The 18,065-nt window shown below is 33.6% G+C and carries 14 protein-coding genes; 9 read left to right on the forward strand and 5 right to left on the reverse strand.

Annotated elements, in window-relative coordinates:
• Positions 1 to 3: 3 nt before the first annotated feature.
• Complete coding sequence (locus DW006_RS01685) at positions 4 to 1,815, reverse strand: histidine kinase (protein WP_117998764.1); 1,812 nt, start codon at positions 1,813 to 1,815, stop codon at positions 4 to 6.
• A gap of 237 nt (positions 1,816 to 2,052) precedes the next feature.
• Between DW006_RS01685 and DW006_RS01690 the strand changes: the two genes are divergently transcribed.
• The 6 genes from DW006_RS01690 (at position 2,053) to nagB (ending at position 9,293) form a co-directional block, all read left to right on the forward strand.
• A complete protein-coding gene (locus DW006_RS01690; protein WP_117998765.1) occupies positions 2,053 to 3,384 on the forward strand; it encodes an extracellular solute-binding protein in 1,332 nt (443 codons plus the stop codon).
• An 89-nt stretch (positions 3,385 to 3,473) separates the two neighbouring features.
• Positions 3,474 to 4,358 carry a sugar ABC transporter permease gene (locus DW006_RS01695; RefSeq protein WP_022164975.1) on the forward strand — a complete coding sequence of 295 codons (885 nt, stop codon included), beginning with the start codon at positions 3,474 to 3,476 and terminating at the stop codon, positions 4,356 to 4,358.
• Between the two features lie 2 nt (positions 4,359 to 4,360).
• Complete coding sequence (locus tag DW006_RS01700; protein WP_117998766.1) at positions 4,361 to 5,233, forward strand: carbohydrate ABC transporter permease; 873 nt, start codon at positions 4,361 to 4,363, stop codon at positions 5,231 to 5,233.
• Positions 5,234 to 5,261: 28 nt separating this feature from the next.
• Complete coding sequence (locus DW006_RS01705; protein WP_117998767.1) at positions 5,262 to 7,583, forward strand: glycosyl hydrolase family 65 protein; 2,322 nt, start codon at positions 5,262 to 5,264, stop codon at positions 7,581 to 7,583.
• The gene (locus tag DW006_RS01710; RefSeq protein WP_117998768.1) at positions 7,567 to 8,433 is read left to right on the forward strand and encodes an HAD hydrolase family protein; all 867 of its coding nucleotides are present in this window, start codon (positions 7,567 to 7,569) and stop codon (positions 8,431 to 8,433) included. Before DW006_RS01705 ends, DW006_RS01710 begins: the two co-directional genes overlap by 17 nt.
• A gap of 131 nt (positions 8,434 to 8,564) precedes the next feature.
• The gene (nagB, locus tag DW006_RS01715; RefSeq protein ID WP_022164971.1) at positions 8,565 to 9,293 is read left to right on the forward strand and encodes a glucosamine-6-phosphate deaminase; all 729 of its coding nucleotides are present in this window, start codon (positions 8,565 to 8,567) and stop codon (positions 9,291 to 9,293) included.
• Positions 9,294 to 9,622: 329 nt separating this feature from the next.
• Here nagB and DW006_RS01720 read toward each other — a convergent pair whose 3' ends face one another.
• Together DW006_RS01720 and DW006_RS01725 are read right to left on the reverse strand one after the other, a co-directional pair.
• Positions 9,623 to 10,951 (reverse strand): MATE family efflux transporter, encoded by a 1,329-nt coding sequence (locus tag DW006_RS01720; protein ID WP_117998769.1) that lies wholly within the window; start codon positions 10,949 to 10,951, stop codon positions 9,623 to 9,625.
• Positions 10,952 to 11,085: 134 nt separating this feature from the next.
• Positions 11,086 to 11,424 carry a MarR family transcriptional regulator gene (locus DW006_RS01725; protein WP_243002556.1) on the reverse strand — a complete coding sequence of 113 codons (339 nt, stop codon included), beginning with the start codon at positions 11,422 to 11,424 and terminating at the stop codon, positions 11,086 to 11,088.
• A gap of 274 nt (positions 11,425 to 11,698) precedes the next feature.
• Here DW006_RS01725 and DW006_RS01730 point away from each other — a divergent pair, with 274 nt between their 5' ends.
• The 3 genes from DW006_RS01730 (at position 11,699) to DW006_RS01740 (ending at position 15,893) form a co-directional block, all read left to right on the forward strand.
• A complete protein-coding gene (locus DW006_RS01730; RefSeq protein ID WP_117998770.1) occupies positions 11,699 to 12,130 on the forward strand; it encodes a MarR family transcriptional regulator in 432 nt (143 codons plus the stop codon).
• A gap of 270 nt (positions 12,131 to 12,400) precedes the next feature.
• The gene (locus DW006_RS01735; protein WP_117998771.1) at positions 12,401 to 13,465 is read left to right on the forward strand and encodes an FUSC family protein; all 1,065 of its coding nucleotides are present in this window, start codon (positions 12,401 to 12,403) and stop codon (positions 13,463 to 13,465) included.
• Positions 13,466 to 13,685: 220 nt separating this feature from the next.
• Positions 13,686 to 15,893 (forward strand): PTS transporter subunit IIABC, encoded by a 2,208-nt coding sequence (locus DW006_RS01740; protein ID WP_117998772.1) that lies wholly within the window; start codon positions 13,686 to 13,688, stop codon positions 15,891 to 15,893.
• Between the two features lie 461 nt (positions 15,894 to 16,354).
• On the opposite strand, the gene pdxT is transcribed toward DW006_RS01740, so the two are convergent.
• Positions 16,355 to 16,921 carry a pyridoxal 5'-phosphate synthase glutaminase subunit PdxT gene (gene pdxT, locus DW006_RS01750; RefSeq protein WP_117998773.1) on the reverse strand — a complete coding sequence of 189 codons (567 nt, stop codon included), beginning with the start codon at positions 16,919 to 16,921 and terminating at the stop codon, positions 16,355 to 16,357.
• Positions 16,922 to 16,930: 9 nt separating this feature from the next.
• Positions 16,931 to 17,803 carry a pyridoxal 5'-phosphate synthase lyase subunit PdxS gene (gene pdxS, locus DW006_RS01755; RefSeq protein ID WP_117998774.1) on the reverse strand — a complete coding sequence of 291 codons (873 nt, stop codon included), beginning with the start codon at positions 17,801 to 17,803 and terminating at the stop codon, positions 16,931 to 16,933.
• Between the last annotated feature and the right edge of the window lie 262 nt (positions 17,804 to 18,065).

Raw genomic sequence — 18,065 nt, forward strand, 5'->3', positions numbered from 1 at the left:
TCCTTACAAAGTTGTATCTTCAAAGTTAAATGGTACCATAAAGGAAATTGTAGTTTTTTCCATTGGTATACTTTCTATATGTAAGCTGGAATTTCCTCCATACATAAGAAATAAACGTCTGTTTAGGTTTTTTAATCCAACATGAGTGTGACCACCAACCTGTACATCCTGTGTTTCGTTGGTATCAAAAGTTGGAATTTTGGTAAAACCAACACCATCATCAACTACAGATATACAAACATTGTCACTAATTTTCTTTATGGAAATAGTTAAAGTACCTGATGTTTCTTTTGGCTCCAAGCCATGTACATAAGCATTTTCAACTAATGTTTGAATTGAGAAAATTGGTATATGACATTTATCAAGATTTGGTTCAATATCAAAAAATACCTGTATTTTATCTTCAAATCTCATTTTCTGTAAATAGTTATAAAATCTAACATAAGACAATTCATCTTCAACAGTAGCTTCAAAATTATCTCTTGAAATAACTGTGGCTTTTAACAGTTCCCCGAGAGCAATTGCCATGGAATAAATTTCATTATTATCTGACATCTGAGCTTTCCAAGCCATTGTATTAAGCACATTAAATAGAAAATGTGGATTAATCTGTGACTGTAAGGCTCTGATTTCTGCATCTTTTAAAAGCATGTTTTGTTCTAAAATATCATCATGATATGAATGGATTTCGCTTAACATATTATTAACTGATAATTGAAGAGAATAGAACTCTTCGTAATCATCAAGGGAAGAAATGTGTTCTGAATAATTTCCATCAGCTATTCTGTCAACATATCCCTTCATAACTGTTATAGGGCGGGTAATAACCCTACTAAATAAGAAAGCAATAATTGTTACGGCAACAATTATTAAAATAATTACAACTATATATGGAAGTAATACATTAAATAATTGTTTTGATATTTGAGCTTTAGGTGCCATAACTACAGTGTTAAGTTCCATTTTTTCTATATTGTTTGATAGGGCAAGATAACTATTATCTTTAAAAGTTGTATCAAAAAATACCCAGTCACTGTTTTTTATAATAGAATTTTTTAATGCATTCATTTCGTGTTTAGTAGTATTTCCATCGGTCCCGGAAATAAGTTCAACATCTTTATTATATAGAAAAATATGCCAACCGTTAGAAATACTTTGAGTTAAGTCAGCAAGCCATTCCTTTTTGTCAATGGAAATAATTACTGTGCCTAGAATTTCACCACTATCTGAACTGTAAATGGATCTGATGAAATACAGGCAATTGGAATTATCCAAAGAACGTATTGTTAAAGTTGGAGTTTCCTCATTATAAGTTCTATATATTGTTGTTGTCTCTGTTGTGGATAAAACAGATTCATCTTTTGAGACGTGAATTTGGCTACCCTGATTATTATAAACGTATATTGAATTAATGTAGGATTTCTCCCATATATTGTTCATAATAAGAACAGAAGTCATTTGTTTTAAAACTACTGATGAATTAGCATCATATTCATAGTTTTTTCCCAGCCATTTATAAACTGAATCATTTAAAGTAAGTATTCTGTATACAGAATCTATTGTATCTATATTATTGGAAATGGCATCAATTGTGGAACGGCCTTCCTGTAACATCTGCTCCTGATAGCTTTTGGTAAATTCCTTTGCAGTTTTGTAAGAAAGAAGAATACCACTTACAAGTAGGGCGACTACGATTGTAATGGTAATAAGAGTAGTAACCTGTGTTTTGATTTTTTTTCTGTGTGTGTGAGCTTTGCCGGCTTTTGTTATTTCGGTAATGTTCACATTATTAGTTTTTTCTTTATTAATAGTCATGTAAACCTCTTCTGTGTAAATGTATAAAATAGAATCCTATTTGTATTGCTTTTTGTTTATGTTAATTATAACATAAGAAAATAATAAAAGTTGCGTTTATGGAAAATAGACAAAAAATTACAAAAAAATGTAAAAATATGTAAAAAAATCACAAGTTTAAGTAAAAATATTCTATTCAGAAACACACAAAAAACAAATATAATGTAATCATCAAACAGAGCGAAGGAGGAATATTTTATGAGAAAGAAGAAATTGTTAAGCTTGTTACTTGTTGGAACAATGGTAGCAGGACTTATAACAGGATGTGGTTCTTCAAGCAAGGACACATCAAAGAGTGATTCAGGAAAATCAAAGGGCGGAAAGGTAGTACTTAACGTAATTAACTATCATGTAGGTACAGATTACGCAGCAGATTACTACAAATACTTATTTGATGCATTTAAGAAAACAGATGAAGGAAAGAACGTTGAATTTAATTTTGAAGAAATTCCTACAACAGATGCATTTAACCAGAAGATTAAATTATTAATTTCAAGTGGTGATTTACCGGACATCGTTTTAAATGGTGGAAACAACATTACAGCATTAGCTGCTAAGTCAGGTAAGGTTCAGGACTTAACACAGTATCTTGAAGATGACAAAAAATGGAAAGCAATGTTTAGTGATACAGACCTTGAGTTTAACTCATACAAAGGTAAGGTTTATGGAATTCCAGTATCAAAAGAAATTTCATACATTTACTATAACAAAGACTTATTTAAGAAAGCAGGAATTGAAGCTCCTGAAACAGGATATGCAACATGGGATGAATTCTTTGCAGCATGTGATAAGTTGAAAGCAAAAGGAATTACACCTGTAAGTATGGACAGCGCAGACCTTGGCTGGTTATCAAATCTTTGGTACAGTGGTTTAATTGGTACAGCAGGAAAAGAAGGAAACGACTTTATGAACAAGCAGTACCCAACAGACTACAATACATCAGTTGTTGAAGATGCAACAGCAACACTTCAGAAAATGCTTCAGAAGTATACAACATCAGATGCACTTGGCGGAAAATATGACACAATGGCTACACACTTCTTTAACGGAGAAGTTGCAATGCTTCCAAATGGACCTTGGATGATTCCTGATTTCAAGAGCACAGACAAAGCTCCTGAAGGTTTCTATGACAAAGTTGGTATTATGCTTCTTCCAGGTTCAGGTATGGAAAGTGTTCCAACACCTGGTGACATGGTAGGTGCAAAGGATCCTGATAAGATTAAAGCAGCAGTAGCATTCTTAAAATTCGAAACATCTGCTGAAAATCAGATTAAAGCATTAGAAATGGCAGGATTGCAGCCAGTATCAAGCAACATTGAAGTACCACAGTCTCTTAAAGATTCAGATCCATTAATGGCAGACGTATTAGAGATTCAGTCAAAAGCTAAGTACACATACGGTCAGAACCAAGCTTACTGGTATCAGAATGTTATTGATGTATTCTCAAATCAGTTGCCTGAATTAGCTTATGGAAACATTACACCAAAAGAATTCTGTAAGAAATTATCAGACGCAGCTAAGAAAAATTAAAGTAAATTAAGGTTGATGACTGTCTCATATAAATAATCACAAAGAAAATTATATGGGACAGTCTTTTTTTGTGAAAGGATAGTGAGAAAATGTCTACAAAAAATAAAAAAGGATGGATATTGGCATTTGCATTACCCTGTGTGATTCTATTTTGCATAGTGTATGCAATACCTTTGATAATGGTTATAGTTACATCATTTTGTAATTATTCAGTGGCACAGTCACCAGTATTTCAGGGATTGGATAATTTTAAAACAATTTTTGCAGATCCGGATTTCAAAGTCGCAATTATTAACACATTAAAATGGGTGTTAATACAGTCAACATTACATGTTTCTATTGGTTTTATTATGGCTCTTATTTTAAGAAGAAAACCAAGAGGCTGGAAATTTACAAGAGTAGCCTATGTAATACCTAACATTATACCTACAGCTGCAACAGCAGTAATGTATTCATTATTATTAAATCCTACATTCGGTGTAGTAAAAATGATATACGAGAAATTAGGAATTGACACAACAATGGTAATTAACCTTTTTGGTAATTCAAAATATGCATTCTGGACAGTAACAGCAACATGGGTATTTTATTCAGGATTTAACATGTTAATTTTCTTAGGTGAAATGCAGGCAATAAGCCCTGACATTTACGAAGCAGCACAGGTAGACGGAGCAACACCGGGACAGGCTGACAGATACATAACAATTCCATTAATGAAGAATGCATTTGGAACATGTGTAATTTTAGCTTCAGTTGCAATGGTATCACAGTTTGACATTATTTATATGACAACCAAGGGCGGACCTGGTAACAGTACGTTGAATCTGCCAATGTATTTGTACAAGATAATTACTTTAGAGAACAATTATGGTAAGGCAAATGCAGTTGGTGTTGTACAGATTATATTAGGTTTAGTTTTAGTAATTTTAATTCAGAAACTATTTAACCAGAAAAAAGATTTAGAGGAGGTATAAAGATGGCAGAAAAAGTAAGCGGACCGAAATCATTAAAAAAACAGCCGGCTGCCTTAAGGGTTGTTCTAGGCATATTTAAATATTTATTCCTTCTTCTAATTGTATTTATATCAATTGGACCAATTATATGGGCAGCATTAAGTTCATTTAAAACTTATGCGGAAATCAATGCCTCAGCATTATCATTACCTAAGGCATTCCATTTCTCAAACTATGTAGATGCATTTAAATATGCACCTATTCAGAAATACTTTTTAAACAGTGTAATTGTAGTAGGTGTCAGCGTTCTTGTAACACTTATTGTAGTAGGAATGTGTGCCTATGTTACTGCAAGATACAACTTTAAATTAAAACCTTTGCTTGTACTTATGATTTCAGCATCATTAATGTTACCTGCACAGGCTATATCACAGCCATTATTCTCAATGTTCAAAACATTGGGTATATATGATACAAAACTTGGACTAATTATAGTCTACGCGGCCATGGGAATTCCAATGTCATTCTTCGTAATGACAAGTTATTATAAAACAATTCCTTTAGCACTTGAAGAATCAGCATATATTGACGGAGCATCATTTATACAGTCTTTTACAAAGGTAATTCTTCCTTTAGCAAAACCTGGATTTGCAACAATAGCAATGCTTCAGTTTATTAATACATGGAACGAGTTCTACTTTGCATTAATGCTCACAAGTGGAGACACAGCAAGAACAGTTCCAATTGCATTAAATTATTATTTAGGAACATTTGCAAACAATTATTCAGCACTGTTTGCGGCGGTAGTTATAACAGTATTACCAACAATTATTTTCTTTATTATATTACAGAAACAGGTTATGGAAAGTTTAACAGCAGGAGCTGTTAAGGGCTAAATTTTAGAGAAAATTATGGAGGCTTATAATGGAAAAAAATACATATCCGGTAGAAAGCTGGAAAGTTACAGAGAAAAAATTTTTAAAAGAATGGAATTATAGAAATGAGACAACATTTGCTCTTTCTAATGGATATATCGGTACAAGAGGAACTTTTGATGAAGGTTATCCTTTTACAGTAGATGAAGGTTTAGAGGGAAACTTTATTAATGGTTTCTATGAAAGTGAGAATATAAGATATGGCGAGTGGAATTTTGGATTCCCTAAAAAAAGCCAATCATTACTTAACCTTCCTAATCTAAAAAAGACAACTCTCATATTTGATGATGAACCATTTGATTTATTTACAGGAGAAATCAAAGAATATGAGAGAAGCCTTTTGATGGAGGACGGTGAAGTTATAAGAAATGTTTACTGGAAATCACCTAAAGGCAAAGAAGTAAAAGTAACTTTTAAAAGATTAGTGTCTTTTAGTGATAAGAATTTAATGGGTATACAGATTAAATTTACACCATTAAATTTCAGTGGAAAAGTTAAGATAAATTCATTCTTTGATGGAGCAGTGGAAAATCACACAAGCACTACAAACCCATTAATTGATTATGGCCCTTATGGAAAACATTTAATTCCAAGAGGACTTGATGTTAAGGGTGACACACTTATATATGAAGCAGAAGTGAAAAATAACAAATTTACAATGGCATGTGGAAGTGTTTGTAAGTGTGGTGGAAAAATTACAGATAAAGATATTCAGGAAGAAACTGCTGTTGTTACATATCAATTAGATGTAACAGAGAATGAAGAATATACTTTTGAAAAAATCATAGCTTATTCATCTGACTTAGATATGGATAAAGACAAGTTATATGGCTTTATTCAGGAAAAATTAGAAAAAGGAAATGAATTAGGTTTTGACGGCTTAGAAAAATTACAAAAAGAATACATGCAGGAGTTCTGGAAGAAGGCTGACATTAAGATTGAAGGCGATGATCAGTTACAGCAGGGTATCAGATTTAATTTGTTCCACATTATGCAGTCAGCAGGTCGTGATGGTAGAACAGGTATGGGCGCCAAAGGTTTAAGTGGTGAAGGTTATGAAGGTCACTACTTTTGGGATACAGAAATGTATGTACTACCTGTTTTCATTTACACTGACGCAGAACTTGCAAAACAGTTATTAACTTACAGATATGATACTTTAGATGCGGCAAGAGATAGAGCTAGAATTCTCGGTCACACAAAGGGAGCATTATATCCATGGAGAACAATTAATGGAGAGGAAGCGTCAACATATTTTCCACTTGGTACAGCACAGTATCATATAAACGGTGATATTGCCTATGCTTACAAATTGTATTTTGATATTACAGGAGACTATGACTTCTTAATTGAAAAAGGAGCAGAAGTTTTAATTGAAACAGCAAGAGTATGGGCAGATGTTGGCTGTTTTGCAGAGTGCAAGGATAATAAATATTGCATTTGTGCAGTAACAGGACCTGACGAATATAACGCAATTGTAGATAACAATTTCTACACTAACTTAATTGCCAGAGAAAATTTAAGAAGTGCAGTTTGGGCTTTAAATAAAGTAAAAGAATTAGATAAGGAAGCTTACAACAAGTTAGTTAAGAAGTTAGATTTCAGTGAAGATGAAGTTGAGTATTGGGAAAGAATTATTGAGAATATGTATTTCCCATACGATGAAAAATTGCAGATTTATCCACAGGATGACGGCTTCCTTATGAGAAAGCCATGGGATGAAAGTAAGATACCTGAAGAAAAGAGACATTTGCTTTATGAAAATTATCATCCACTGTTTGTTTACAGACAGAAGATGGCTAAGCAGGCAGATGCAATTCTTGGTATGTTACTTTACAGCAATTACTTTACTAACGAAGAGTTAAAGAGAAATTATGATTTTTATCAGACAGTTACATTGCATCATTCATCTTTATCAACATGTATTTTTGGAATTTTGGCAAGTCAGATTGGATATGATGATGAAGCATATAAATATTTCTCACAGTCTGCAACAATGGACTTAGAGGATATGCATAACAACTTTTATGCAGGTATCCATGCTGCAAACATGGCAGGTACATGGCAGGGTATTGTATTTGGTTTTGCAGGCGTAAGATCAAACAGAGGTTATTTAGAAATTAATCCAAAGATTCCAAATCAGTGGAACTCTTATGAATTTAATATTCAATATAAGGGAAGTGATTTAAGCATAAAGATTACAAAAGAGGATGTAACTTATCAGTTACTTAATGATGTGGAAATCAGTTTTGAAAGTTTAGGTGAAAGCCTGACATTGAAGAAAGGAGAAAAATATGTACAAAAAATATAAAGCCATATTTTTCGATTGGGACGGAACAGCAGTTATGTCAAGACAGGCACCTGTGGAAGAAACAGTTCAGGCAATGAAACCGCTTCTACAGAAAGGCATAAAATTAATCATTGTTAGTGGAACTACATACGATAAGATTGCCGGTGGAGAAATTCATAAGTATTTTACAAAAGAAGAAAATGAAAATCTTTATTTAGGTTTAGGCAGAGGTGCTTTTAATTACCAAATGGTTGATGGTAAGCCGGAAGTTTTTGCAGACTGTATTCCAAAGGATGAAGATTTGCTAAAAATACATGATATATGTTATCAGGTTCACAGATATCTGTTAAAAGAATATGGCTTGAAAACTGATATAGTTTTTTCAAGACCCAATTACTGCAAAATTGATTTAATGGTAGAAGATTTACGTGGTGATCAGTTATTTATGCAGGCAGATGAAATGTCAAAATTAAAAACACTTCTTAGTGACCATGGTTTAAAAAATGGTTTAAGAGATTTAATTGACATTTCAGAAAAAATCGGAAAAGAAAATGGCATGGAAGTGTCAGCTACATGTGATGCAAAATATTTGGAAGTTGGTATTTCATGTAAAAGCGACAATGTTGATACTATTTTTGAAGAAATTTCTAAGGAAGGCATTTTGCCTGAGGATTGTTCATTTTGGGGTGATGAATATGTTGGCATAGAAGAAGGCTTGTATGGAAGTGACAGTTTTATGCTAACAGAAAAAACAAAGAATGGTGATTTCTTTGACGTATCATTACTTGAAGGAACAAGACCTGAAAAGATTCAGGTAGTAGGCGGTAGCGTTGATACATTTATCAATTTCCTAAAAGAGCAGAATCAGTAGTAATCAAGAGTAAAATTGATAAGAACAAAAGATAAAAAGAACTGATAAAAGTCAGAATACATAAGAAAAATAAACAGGAATAAATGAATTGTAACAATGGTTTAATTGTTAGTTATAAAAGGAGCGAAACGATGAAAATTATCATAGCAGATGATTACAAGGACATGAGTAGAAAAGCAGCTAATTATTTGTCAGCACAGGTGATTTTAAAGCCGGGCTCAGTAATTGGTTTGGCAACAGGTGAGACTCCTATTGGAACATATAATCAGCTTGTAAACTGGTACAAAAAAGGTGATATAGATTTTTCTCAGACAAAAACTGTTAATCTGGATGAATACAAGGGCTTAGAGGGAACTCACGAACAAAGCTACAGATTCTTTATGAATGAAAATCTTTTTGACAGAATTAATATTGATAAGAAAAATACATATTTACCAAACGGTATGGCAGAAGACGAAGAAGCTGAATGTGAACGCTACAACGGCATCATTGAAAAGTTAGGTGGCATTGACATGCAATTATTAGGAATTGGCTTAAATGGTCACATAGGTTTTAATGAACCGGGCGAATCATTTGAGAAGATGACACATTGTGTTGAACTTACTCAAAGTACAAAAGATGCAAATCAGAGACTTTTCAAACCGGGAGAAAAAGTGCCTGAAAAGGCATTTACAATGGGAATCAAGTCAATTATGCAGTCAAAGCATATTTTACTTATTGCCAGCGGAGCCAACAAGGCTGAGATTGTTAAGGAAGCTTTCTTTGGACCTGTAACTCCAAAGGTACCGGCATCAATTTTACAGTTACATAATCATGTAACAGTTATTGTAGATAAAGATGCTGCTAAGTATATTCAATAATTTACTTATAGAGAAAATTTGTTTAATCAAACAAATAATAATTACATAAGATAAAATAGCATAAAGTGAAATCTACAAGGAAAGTGTATTTCATAAAGTGAAATTCGCAAAAGAATATTTCAAAAAAGTGTATTTCATAAAAAGGGATTAGCCACTGTTAGTTTGTTTAACAATGGCTAATCCCTTTTAATATGTAATGGAAATTCTTCGAGAATTTCCGTTATTCCAATAAAGACACACTTAGGTGTGAAAATAAATTAGTTGCGATTAAGTACGCATCCAGTGTGAAGAACATCGCAAGGGATGTTTTGTGTTGTAAAAATTAACTTTTAGTAATGATATACTTTTCGTTTGTTAATAAAGAAGAAGGCTGTAAAGCACAATGTTAAAAGTTCTGCAACAGCAACGGCAATCCAAATACCGTTAATTCCAAATAGGATTGGAAGTGTCATTACAACAATAATCTGAAATACCAGTGTTCTTAAGAAAGAAATAGTAGCTGATATTAGACCGTTGTTTAGTGCTGTAAAGAATGAAGAACCATATATATTAAAGCCGTTAACAAGGAATGTAAGGCAATAAATTCTGAAACCATGAACTGTTAGGGCAAACAAATCCTTGTCATAACCTACAAAAAGTTTAGACAATGGTGATGCTATTGAAAAAGAAAGAATCGTTAAACATACACCACATATGCTAATAAATGACAGACTTTTTTTAAATAGATTTTTTAGCTCAATATGGTTCTTGGCACCGTAATGATAACTTACAATTGGAGCACTACCAATTGAGTAGCCGATAAATATAGCAGCGAATATAAAGTTTACATACATAATAGTTCCGTATGCTGCAATCCCGTCTTCACCTGCAAATTTCATAAGCTGCAAATTGTATAAGGAATTAACAACGGAGCTTGATAAATTAGTCATTAATTCTGATGAACCATTTGTGCACGCTTTAAGCAAAATTCTTCCTGAAAAAACAGGTTTGCCAAGTCTTAGCAAACTTGAGTTTTTTCTTGAAAAATAAATAATAGGAACAAGCCCACCAATAAATTCACCACAAACTGTTGCACAAGCAGCACCGGCAACGCCCATTTGCAAAATGTAAATAAACACAAAATCAAGAATCATGTTAGTAACTCCCGCAGACACGATTACGCACAAGCCAAGCTTTGGCTTAGCAGCAGTTACAAAGAAACTTTGAAATACATTTTGAAGCATAAATGCAGTTAATGAAATAAAAGAAATTCTTCCGTAAATCAAACAGTTGTTAAGCAGGTCACCTGTGGCACCAAGAGCAATGGCGATTGGCTTAACTAAGAAAAATCCTAATATTGAAACAACAATGCCGCCAATTAAAGCTGTATAAACAAGCATTGAAAAGTATTCATTAGCTTTTTTCTTCTGACCTTTACCAAGGGTTGCTGCCACAATGGCACTACCACCTGTACCAATCATAAAGCCCAGCGCAGAAAGTCCCATCATAAGTGGCATAATAAGATTGACAGATGCAAAGGCGGTTTTCCCAACAAAGTTAGATACGAAAAGCCCGTCTACAACACTGTAAATAGATGTAAAAATCATCATAACAATTGATGGTAGTACGAATCTAAATAATTTTTTATAAGTAAAATGATCTGATAATTGTATATTCATGTTTTCTCCTAAATAATAATTTGGTTAAAGCTTAGAGATACTGTCTTTTAAAGCCTGACAGTAGTCGTTAAAAAGTTTCAACATTAAGTTGCATTCATCTTTCTTCATACAGGAAAAAGCTTTATTTTCCATAGCTATGAGAGGAAAGATTTTTTTTCACAAAACTGTCTGCCCTTTGGGGTAAGGTAAATGTGCATTTGTCGTCCCTTACCACTGGTTAAGGTTAAAAAATCATCTTTTTCCAATCTACGGATAGATGAATTGATTGTCTGTTTTGACATTGAAAGCATAGTGCTTAGGTCTTTTTGCAGGCAACCGTCACCTGTTTCGCAAATAGTATATAAGATTACAAATCCGCTATCAGATAATCCAAGCTCCAAAGCTATGTCATGATAGATGCCATCAAAAGTCTGATAAATTCTGTTAAATGCCATTAAGTTAGGGCTGATATATGCTTTATTAAATTGTTCCATAACAATACTCCTTTGCAATTGTAACTAAATCTTATTAATAAATAAGTTAGGTAAAATAATTTAAAATATTTGCATTTATAAAAATAAATAGGCTTAATAAGTCCGAAATCATACTTTACACATTCTAGTACGATTTCGGACTTGTGTCAACTATTATGTTTTAGTAAATCACTAATTTTTTCTTGACCAAATATATAAAATAGTATATATTATTTAAATAAATAGTTCACAAAGTGAACTATTTTAAAAAGAAAGAAATAGGAAGTAACAGAAAATGAAAGATAAAAATTGGAAAGACATGATAGAAAAACATGGAGAGCTTAGATTCTTCAGTAGTATGGCAATAAAGAAAGCCCACAAAGGTCAGAGTACATCAGCACAGGAATTGGATGTGCTGTTTAGAGTTGCCTTGTCCAAAGAAAAGGTAACACCCGGTTACTTAAAAGATGCAATGGGCATAAGTAAAACAATCATAAGCAGATTAATAGAGCAACTAGAGAGCAAGCAGCTTATAGAAAAAATCCACACAAATGAGGATAAAAGAAGTTATACATTGATAATAACTGAAAAAGGAAAAAAAGAAATTGATGATATGTATTACTATTATTTAAATCCACTATATGCATTAAAGGAAAATATGGCGGAGGAAGAATTTGAACAATTATTCAAACTAATAAAACAGGCAAATAGTATATTGGCAAAATAAACCGCCAACAATATAAAATCGAAAATATAAACAAAATCTGCGGTTAATAAAAATTAAAGAAAGTGCTTGGAACCCGTCGGTTCATCAAGGTAGCGTAGTCGGCTTGATAGAACCACTACGAGGTGGAAGCAGCGGGAGCGTGGTTTCGTAATTTTATTAGACGCAGATTTGGAAATAGTTTAATTTTAGCAAATACAAATTGGCAATAGCTAAATTTTATTAGCCGTGGATTAGTTAAAAGTTGTTAAACATAAATGAAAGGAACAGAAGATGACATTTTATCAGGAATTACAGTTAAGCTCAACAGGCTCAAAACAATTAATAAAAAACACAACAGACAAAAAAGAAAAAACACGACACATTTTAATTTATAATTTCAAAGTATATTTGGTTGTAGCATTTTGCTTTTTGGTAGTAACAGCATTTAGCATGATTTTTGGAAATGACAACAGTGTGCCGGGAGTTGTGGTACTTCTTGCAATACTTGTGTTGCGACAGGCAGATTTTGGAATAAAAACAACCCATGGACTAATCTCAATAGCCGGGATATTTGCAATATTAATAGTCGGTCCAAGGTTAAGCAACATGGTTGATCCGTTTACAGCCTTTCTTATTAATATTGTTTGCATATTTTTACTAATGATGTTTGGATGCCATAATGTAATAATGTACAATCATTCAACTTTTGTACTGGGATATTTATTACTTCAAGGTTACGATGTCGCAGGAAAAAGTTATCAGTTACGTGTAGTCAGCCTTGTTGTAGGTATGCTAATTTGTATGGGGGTTTTTTATAAAAATCAGAAAAACAGACCTCATAAAAGAGGTTTTATGGATATTTTTAGAGAATTCAATATACACTCTGCTAGAAATAACTGGTATTTAAAATTAACACTTACAGTTTCAACAGCAATGTTAATTATTAATCTTTTAAATATACCAAGGGCAATGTGGGTAGGAATTGCCTGCATGTCAGTATGTGTTCCGTTTTCCAGTGACATTGCACCAAAGGCAAAGAAAAGAGCACCATTTAACATTGTGGGCAGCCTAATATTTGTTGCCCTTTACTATGCACTTCCTAAATGGGTACATCCATACATTGGAATTATAGGTGGAATTGGTGTTGGTTATTCAGCCGGCTATTCATGGCAGACAGTTTACAATACATTTGGAGCGTTGTATATTGCCTCTGGAATTTTCGGTGTAAAGACAGCAGTATTGTTAAGAATTTGTGCAAATATTTTTGCTTCATTATATACAGTTTTGTTTGACCATGTATTTAATAATGTATTTTCATATATAAAAAATAGAAAAGAAAATTTAATAACGGAATAACAATGCTTAAAACAAAAAATATAGATGTATAATTAAGAAATTTAAGAGAAGAAAAATTCGAATTAGAATAATAACAAAGTATAGTTTAATATAAAATAGTTGAAAGTGATAATTACAAAAGTTTCCAAATCGAATATATTTTAGCAGGTATAAACTGACTCCTTTTATTAAGAATAATAATTAGATAAATAAAAGTTATTCTTAGTAAAAGGAGTTTTTTATGAAAGATAAAATTTTTGGTGTGTTGCAACGTATAGGAAGATCATTTATGTTGCCTATTGCAATACTACCTGTGGCTGGGTTATTGCTTGGAATTGGCAGTTCCTTCACAAATGAAACAATGCTTAAAGCCTATGGTTTGTGGAAGTTAATGGGACCGGGAACAATTGCAAATGGGATTTTCAGAGTTCTTAGTGATGCAGGGAATATTGTATTTACCAACCTACCTATTATTTTTGCAATGGGCGTGGCAATTGGTATGGCAAAAAAAGAAAAAGAAGTTGCAGCACTTTCAGCAGCAATTGCTTTTTTTATAATGCATGCATCAATTGGAGCCATGATTACAATTAACGGTGGAGCGGAAAATATGCTTAGGGGTGCAACAGCCGATGTAGTAGGTATTACCTCTCTTCAAATGGGTGTATTTGGTGGAATTATTGTAGGTTTAGGTGTGGCGGCACTTCACAACAGATTTTACAAAATTCAATTACATCAGGTGTTGTCCTTTTTTGGAGGTACTAGGTTTGTACCCATTATTAGTGCGTTGGTTTACACATTGGTAGGAATTTTAATGTTTTTTGTTTGGCCGGTAATACAAAGCGGTATATATTCTGTGGGGGAATTTGTTCTTAATTCAGGCTATGTTGGCACATGGGTGTACGGATTTATGGAAAGACTTCTTATACCATTTGGTTTGCATCATGTATTTTATTTACCGTTCTGGCAAACAGGAGTGGGTGGAACCATGGAAGTTGGCGGTCAGTTAATTGAAGGGGCTCAGAATATTTTCTTTGCCCAGTTAGCAGATCCAACTGTTTCAAAATTTGCAGTTTCTGCAACCAGATTCATGTCAGGTAAATTCCCTTTAATGATTTTTGGACTGCCGGGGGCAGCACTTGCAATATACAAAACTGCAAAGCCTGAAAAAAGAAAAGCAGTATCAGGTTTGTTATTGTCAGCAGCCTTAACATCTATGATTACAGGGATAACAGAGCCCATCGAATTTACATTTCTTTTTGTAGCACCTGTTCTTTACGGAATACATTGTGTGTTGGCAGGACTTGCATATATGCTTATGCATTTATTTAACGTTGGCGTAGGAATGACTTTTTCAGGTGGACTTATTGATATGTTTCTATTTGGAATAATGCAGGGAAACAGGAAGACAAACTGGATATGGATTGTGGTAGTTGGTGTAGTGTATTTTATCGTGTATTATTTTCTTTTTACACTTCTTATTAAAAAAATGGATTTGAAAACTCCAGGTAGAGATGATAGCGATGAAGTAAAGCTTTATAACAGAAGTGATGTGGAAGCAAAAAAAGGTAAGAACGATTGGCAGAATGATAAATCTGCAAATGAAGAAGCAGTAGACAAAATTTCGCAAATGATTTGCAATGGACTAGGTGGCAAGAAAAATATTTCGGATGTAGATTGCTGTGCAACAAGACTTAGATGTACGGTTTTTAAATCTGAATTTGTAAATGATGATATTTTAAAAGCATCTGGAGCTTCGGGAGTAATTCACAAAGGCAACGGCGTGCAGATTATTTATGGACCGAAAGTTACTGTAATAAAATCTAATTTGGAAGATTATTTAGAAACTGCGGAAAATATAGAATACGTTGGTGAGAATTTTGAAAACAGCAACGGAAATAACAAGCATGACAGAATTAATGCTAGTGAAAATAATAGTGGCAGTTTGGAGAATCAAAATAATGAAGATAAGATTGGAAAGTTTGCATTAGACACTAAAATTATCTATAGTCCCGTTACAGGCGTGGCAAAAGATTTAGGTGATGTAAATGATGAGGCTTTTGCAAGCAGAATGATGGGAGACGGAGTAGCAGTTACACCAACAGATAGTGTTATTAAGGCTCCAGCAGATGGTGAGATTTCTTTTGTCTTCGATACAAAACATGCAATAGGTTTTACAACAGATGATGGGGTGAGCCTGATTATCCATGTGGGAATTGATACTGTAAAGCTACAGGGGAAAGGTTTTGAAATCCTAAAACAACAGGGTGAGAAGGTGAAAAAAGGCGAGCCAATAATGAAAATTGATATTGACTATTTGAAGAAAAATGCACCATCTCTTGATACACCGGTTATGTGTACAGAATTAAAAGACAATGAGAAAATCCGAGTAATAAAAGTAGGAGAAGTCAAAGCTGGGGAAGAACTTTTCGCGATTGATATTTATAAGTAGAGAGTAAGGTTTGGAAATTTAAAAAGTTAAAAATAAAATAGCCGTAGATACAAAATAAAAGCAATTGATTCCAAAGTTTCTATTAAGGCACTTAGAGGTTTAGGATGCAGATTGGAGTATATGGATGAATAAATTAAGAAACAAAGTTTTCCATGTTTGCTTTTTAATATTGTCAGTTTGCCTTTTGGGTTTTATTGGGATTTTTAATGGGGAGAATTATTTTGAGCAAAAGAAATTAAAGGGATGCAGAAAAACATCTTAAGTTCAAATACAAAAACATAATTGCCGATGCCGGATATGAAAGCGAGGAAAATTACATTTTTCCGGAAGAAAACAATTAGACGGCTTTCATAAAACCTGTCAATTACGAGATTTCAAAAACCAGAAAGTATAAGAATGACAATGGTCAAAAAAGGTACTGTGCTCTAACGATTATAAATCGTTAGAGCGACAGCCCCTTTTTATTTTTTGATTAGCTCAATAAAAGCTTTATGTATCTGTAAATCGTCGTCTAGTTCCGGATGAAAAGCAAAAGCCATTTGATTTTTGTATTTTACACCAATGGTTTTGCCATCAACAACAGCCAATGTTTCAACGGCATTTGTAGTGTCTGAAACGTAAGGGGCGCGAATAAAAGTCATTGGAACTTCACCGATATTTTTTACAGTTCCTGTAGTATGAAAGCTTCCAAGCTGTCTGCCGTAGGCGTTACGCTTAACGGTCATTGGAATTGTGCCAAAATGACTTGTAGTGTCATTGTCAATTTGAGAAGCCAAAAGAATCATGCCGGCACAGGTTGCCAAAACAGGCAGCCCATTTTCGATTTTTTCTTTTAAAATATCATACATTCCAAGTTCCCGGAGAAGTTTTCCCTGAACTGTACTTTCTCCACCCGGTAAAATAAGTCCATCAATATGGTTTTCAAGGTCAGAGGCTTTTCGTAATTCAATAGATGAAACGCCAAGTTTTTCTAAAACCTTTGCGTGTTCTATGAAAGCTCCCTGAACTGCCAAAATACCAATAGTCATAAAAGCCTCCTACTTACCACGTTCTGCCATTAAAAGAGCAATTTCCTGTTCATTGATTCCAACCATTGCTTCACCTAAATCTTCAGAAAGTTCTGCGATAAGTTTGGCATCAGTGTAGTTTGTAACTGCCTTAACAATAGCGTTAGCACGTTTTTCAGGATTTCCTGATTTGAAAATACCTGAGCCAACGAATACACCCTCAGCACCAAGTTGCATCATTAACGCAGCATCAGCAGGAGTAGCAACACCACCGGCTGCAAAGTTTACTACAGGTAATTTTCCGTTATCATGTACATACTCAACCAATTCGTAAGGAACCTGAAGCTGTTTAGCTGCTTCAAAAAGTTCATCTTTACGCATGCTTGTAAGTTTTGCAATTTCGCTGTTCATCATTCTCATGTGACGTACTGCCTGAACAATGTCACCTGTTCCGGGCTCGCCCTTAGTTCTAATCATAGAAGCACCTTCGTTAATTCTTCTTAACGCTTCACCTAAATCTTTAGCACCGCAAACAAAAGGTACTTTAAAATCTCTTTTGTTAATGTGATAAACATCATCAGCAGGTGATAATACTTCACTTTCATCTATGTAATCAATTTCAATTGCTTCTAAAACCTGTGCTTCTGCAAAATGACCAATTCTACATTTTGCCATAACAGGAATAGAAACAGCTTCCTGAATACCTTTAATCATTTGGGGATCACTCATTCTTGAAACACCGCCGGCAGCTCTAATGTCTGCTGGGATTCTTTCAAGTGCCATAACTGCACAGGCTCCTGCAGCTTCTGCAATTTTTGCCTGCTCAGGTGTTGTAACGTCCATAATAACGCCACCCTTTAACATTTGTGCCAATTCTTTGTTTAACTGATATCTTTCGCTCATTTTGAACCTCCTATGTCTAATTCCTTTTGTTGTAGAAATCTTATGGCAAAAATCATAATACAGAAAGTGAGTATAGCAAAATAACCAAAAAATGCATAAACAATAAGACCAGATTAAGATGCAGAACAAAAATATAAAAGATGTAAGAAAAGTAAAAGAACGAAAAAAAACAGGATAAAGTGAAAAATATAGATTGAAATGAACAAAAACGAGAGAAAAAAGAAAATTATCCCAAGGATAAAAAAGGAAGATTAAATATTCC

The sequence above is a fragment of the Eubacterium sp. AF36-5BH genome (genome assembly GCF_003460505.1).
In the GTDB taxonomy this organism is placed as follows: Bacteria; Bacillota; Clostridia; order Lachnospirales; family Lachnospiraceae; genus Eubacterium_G.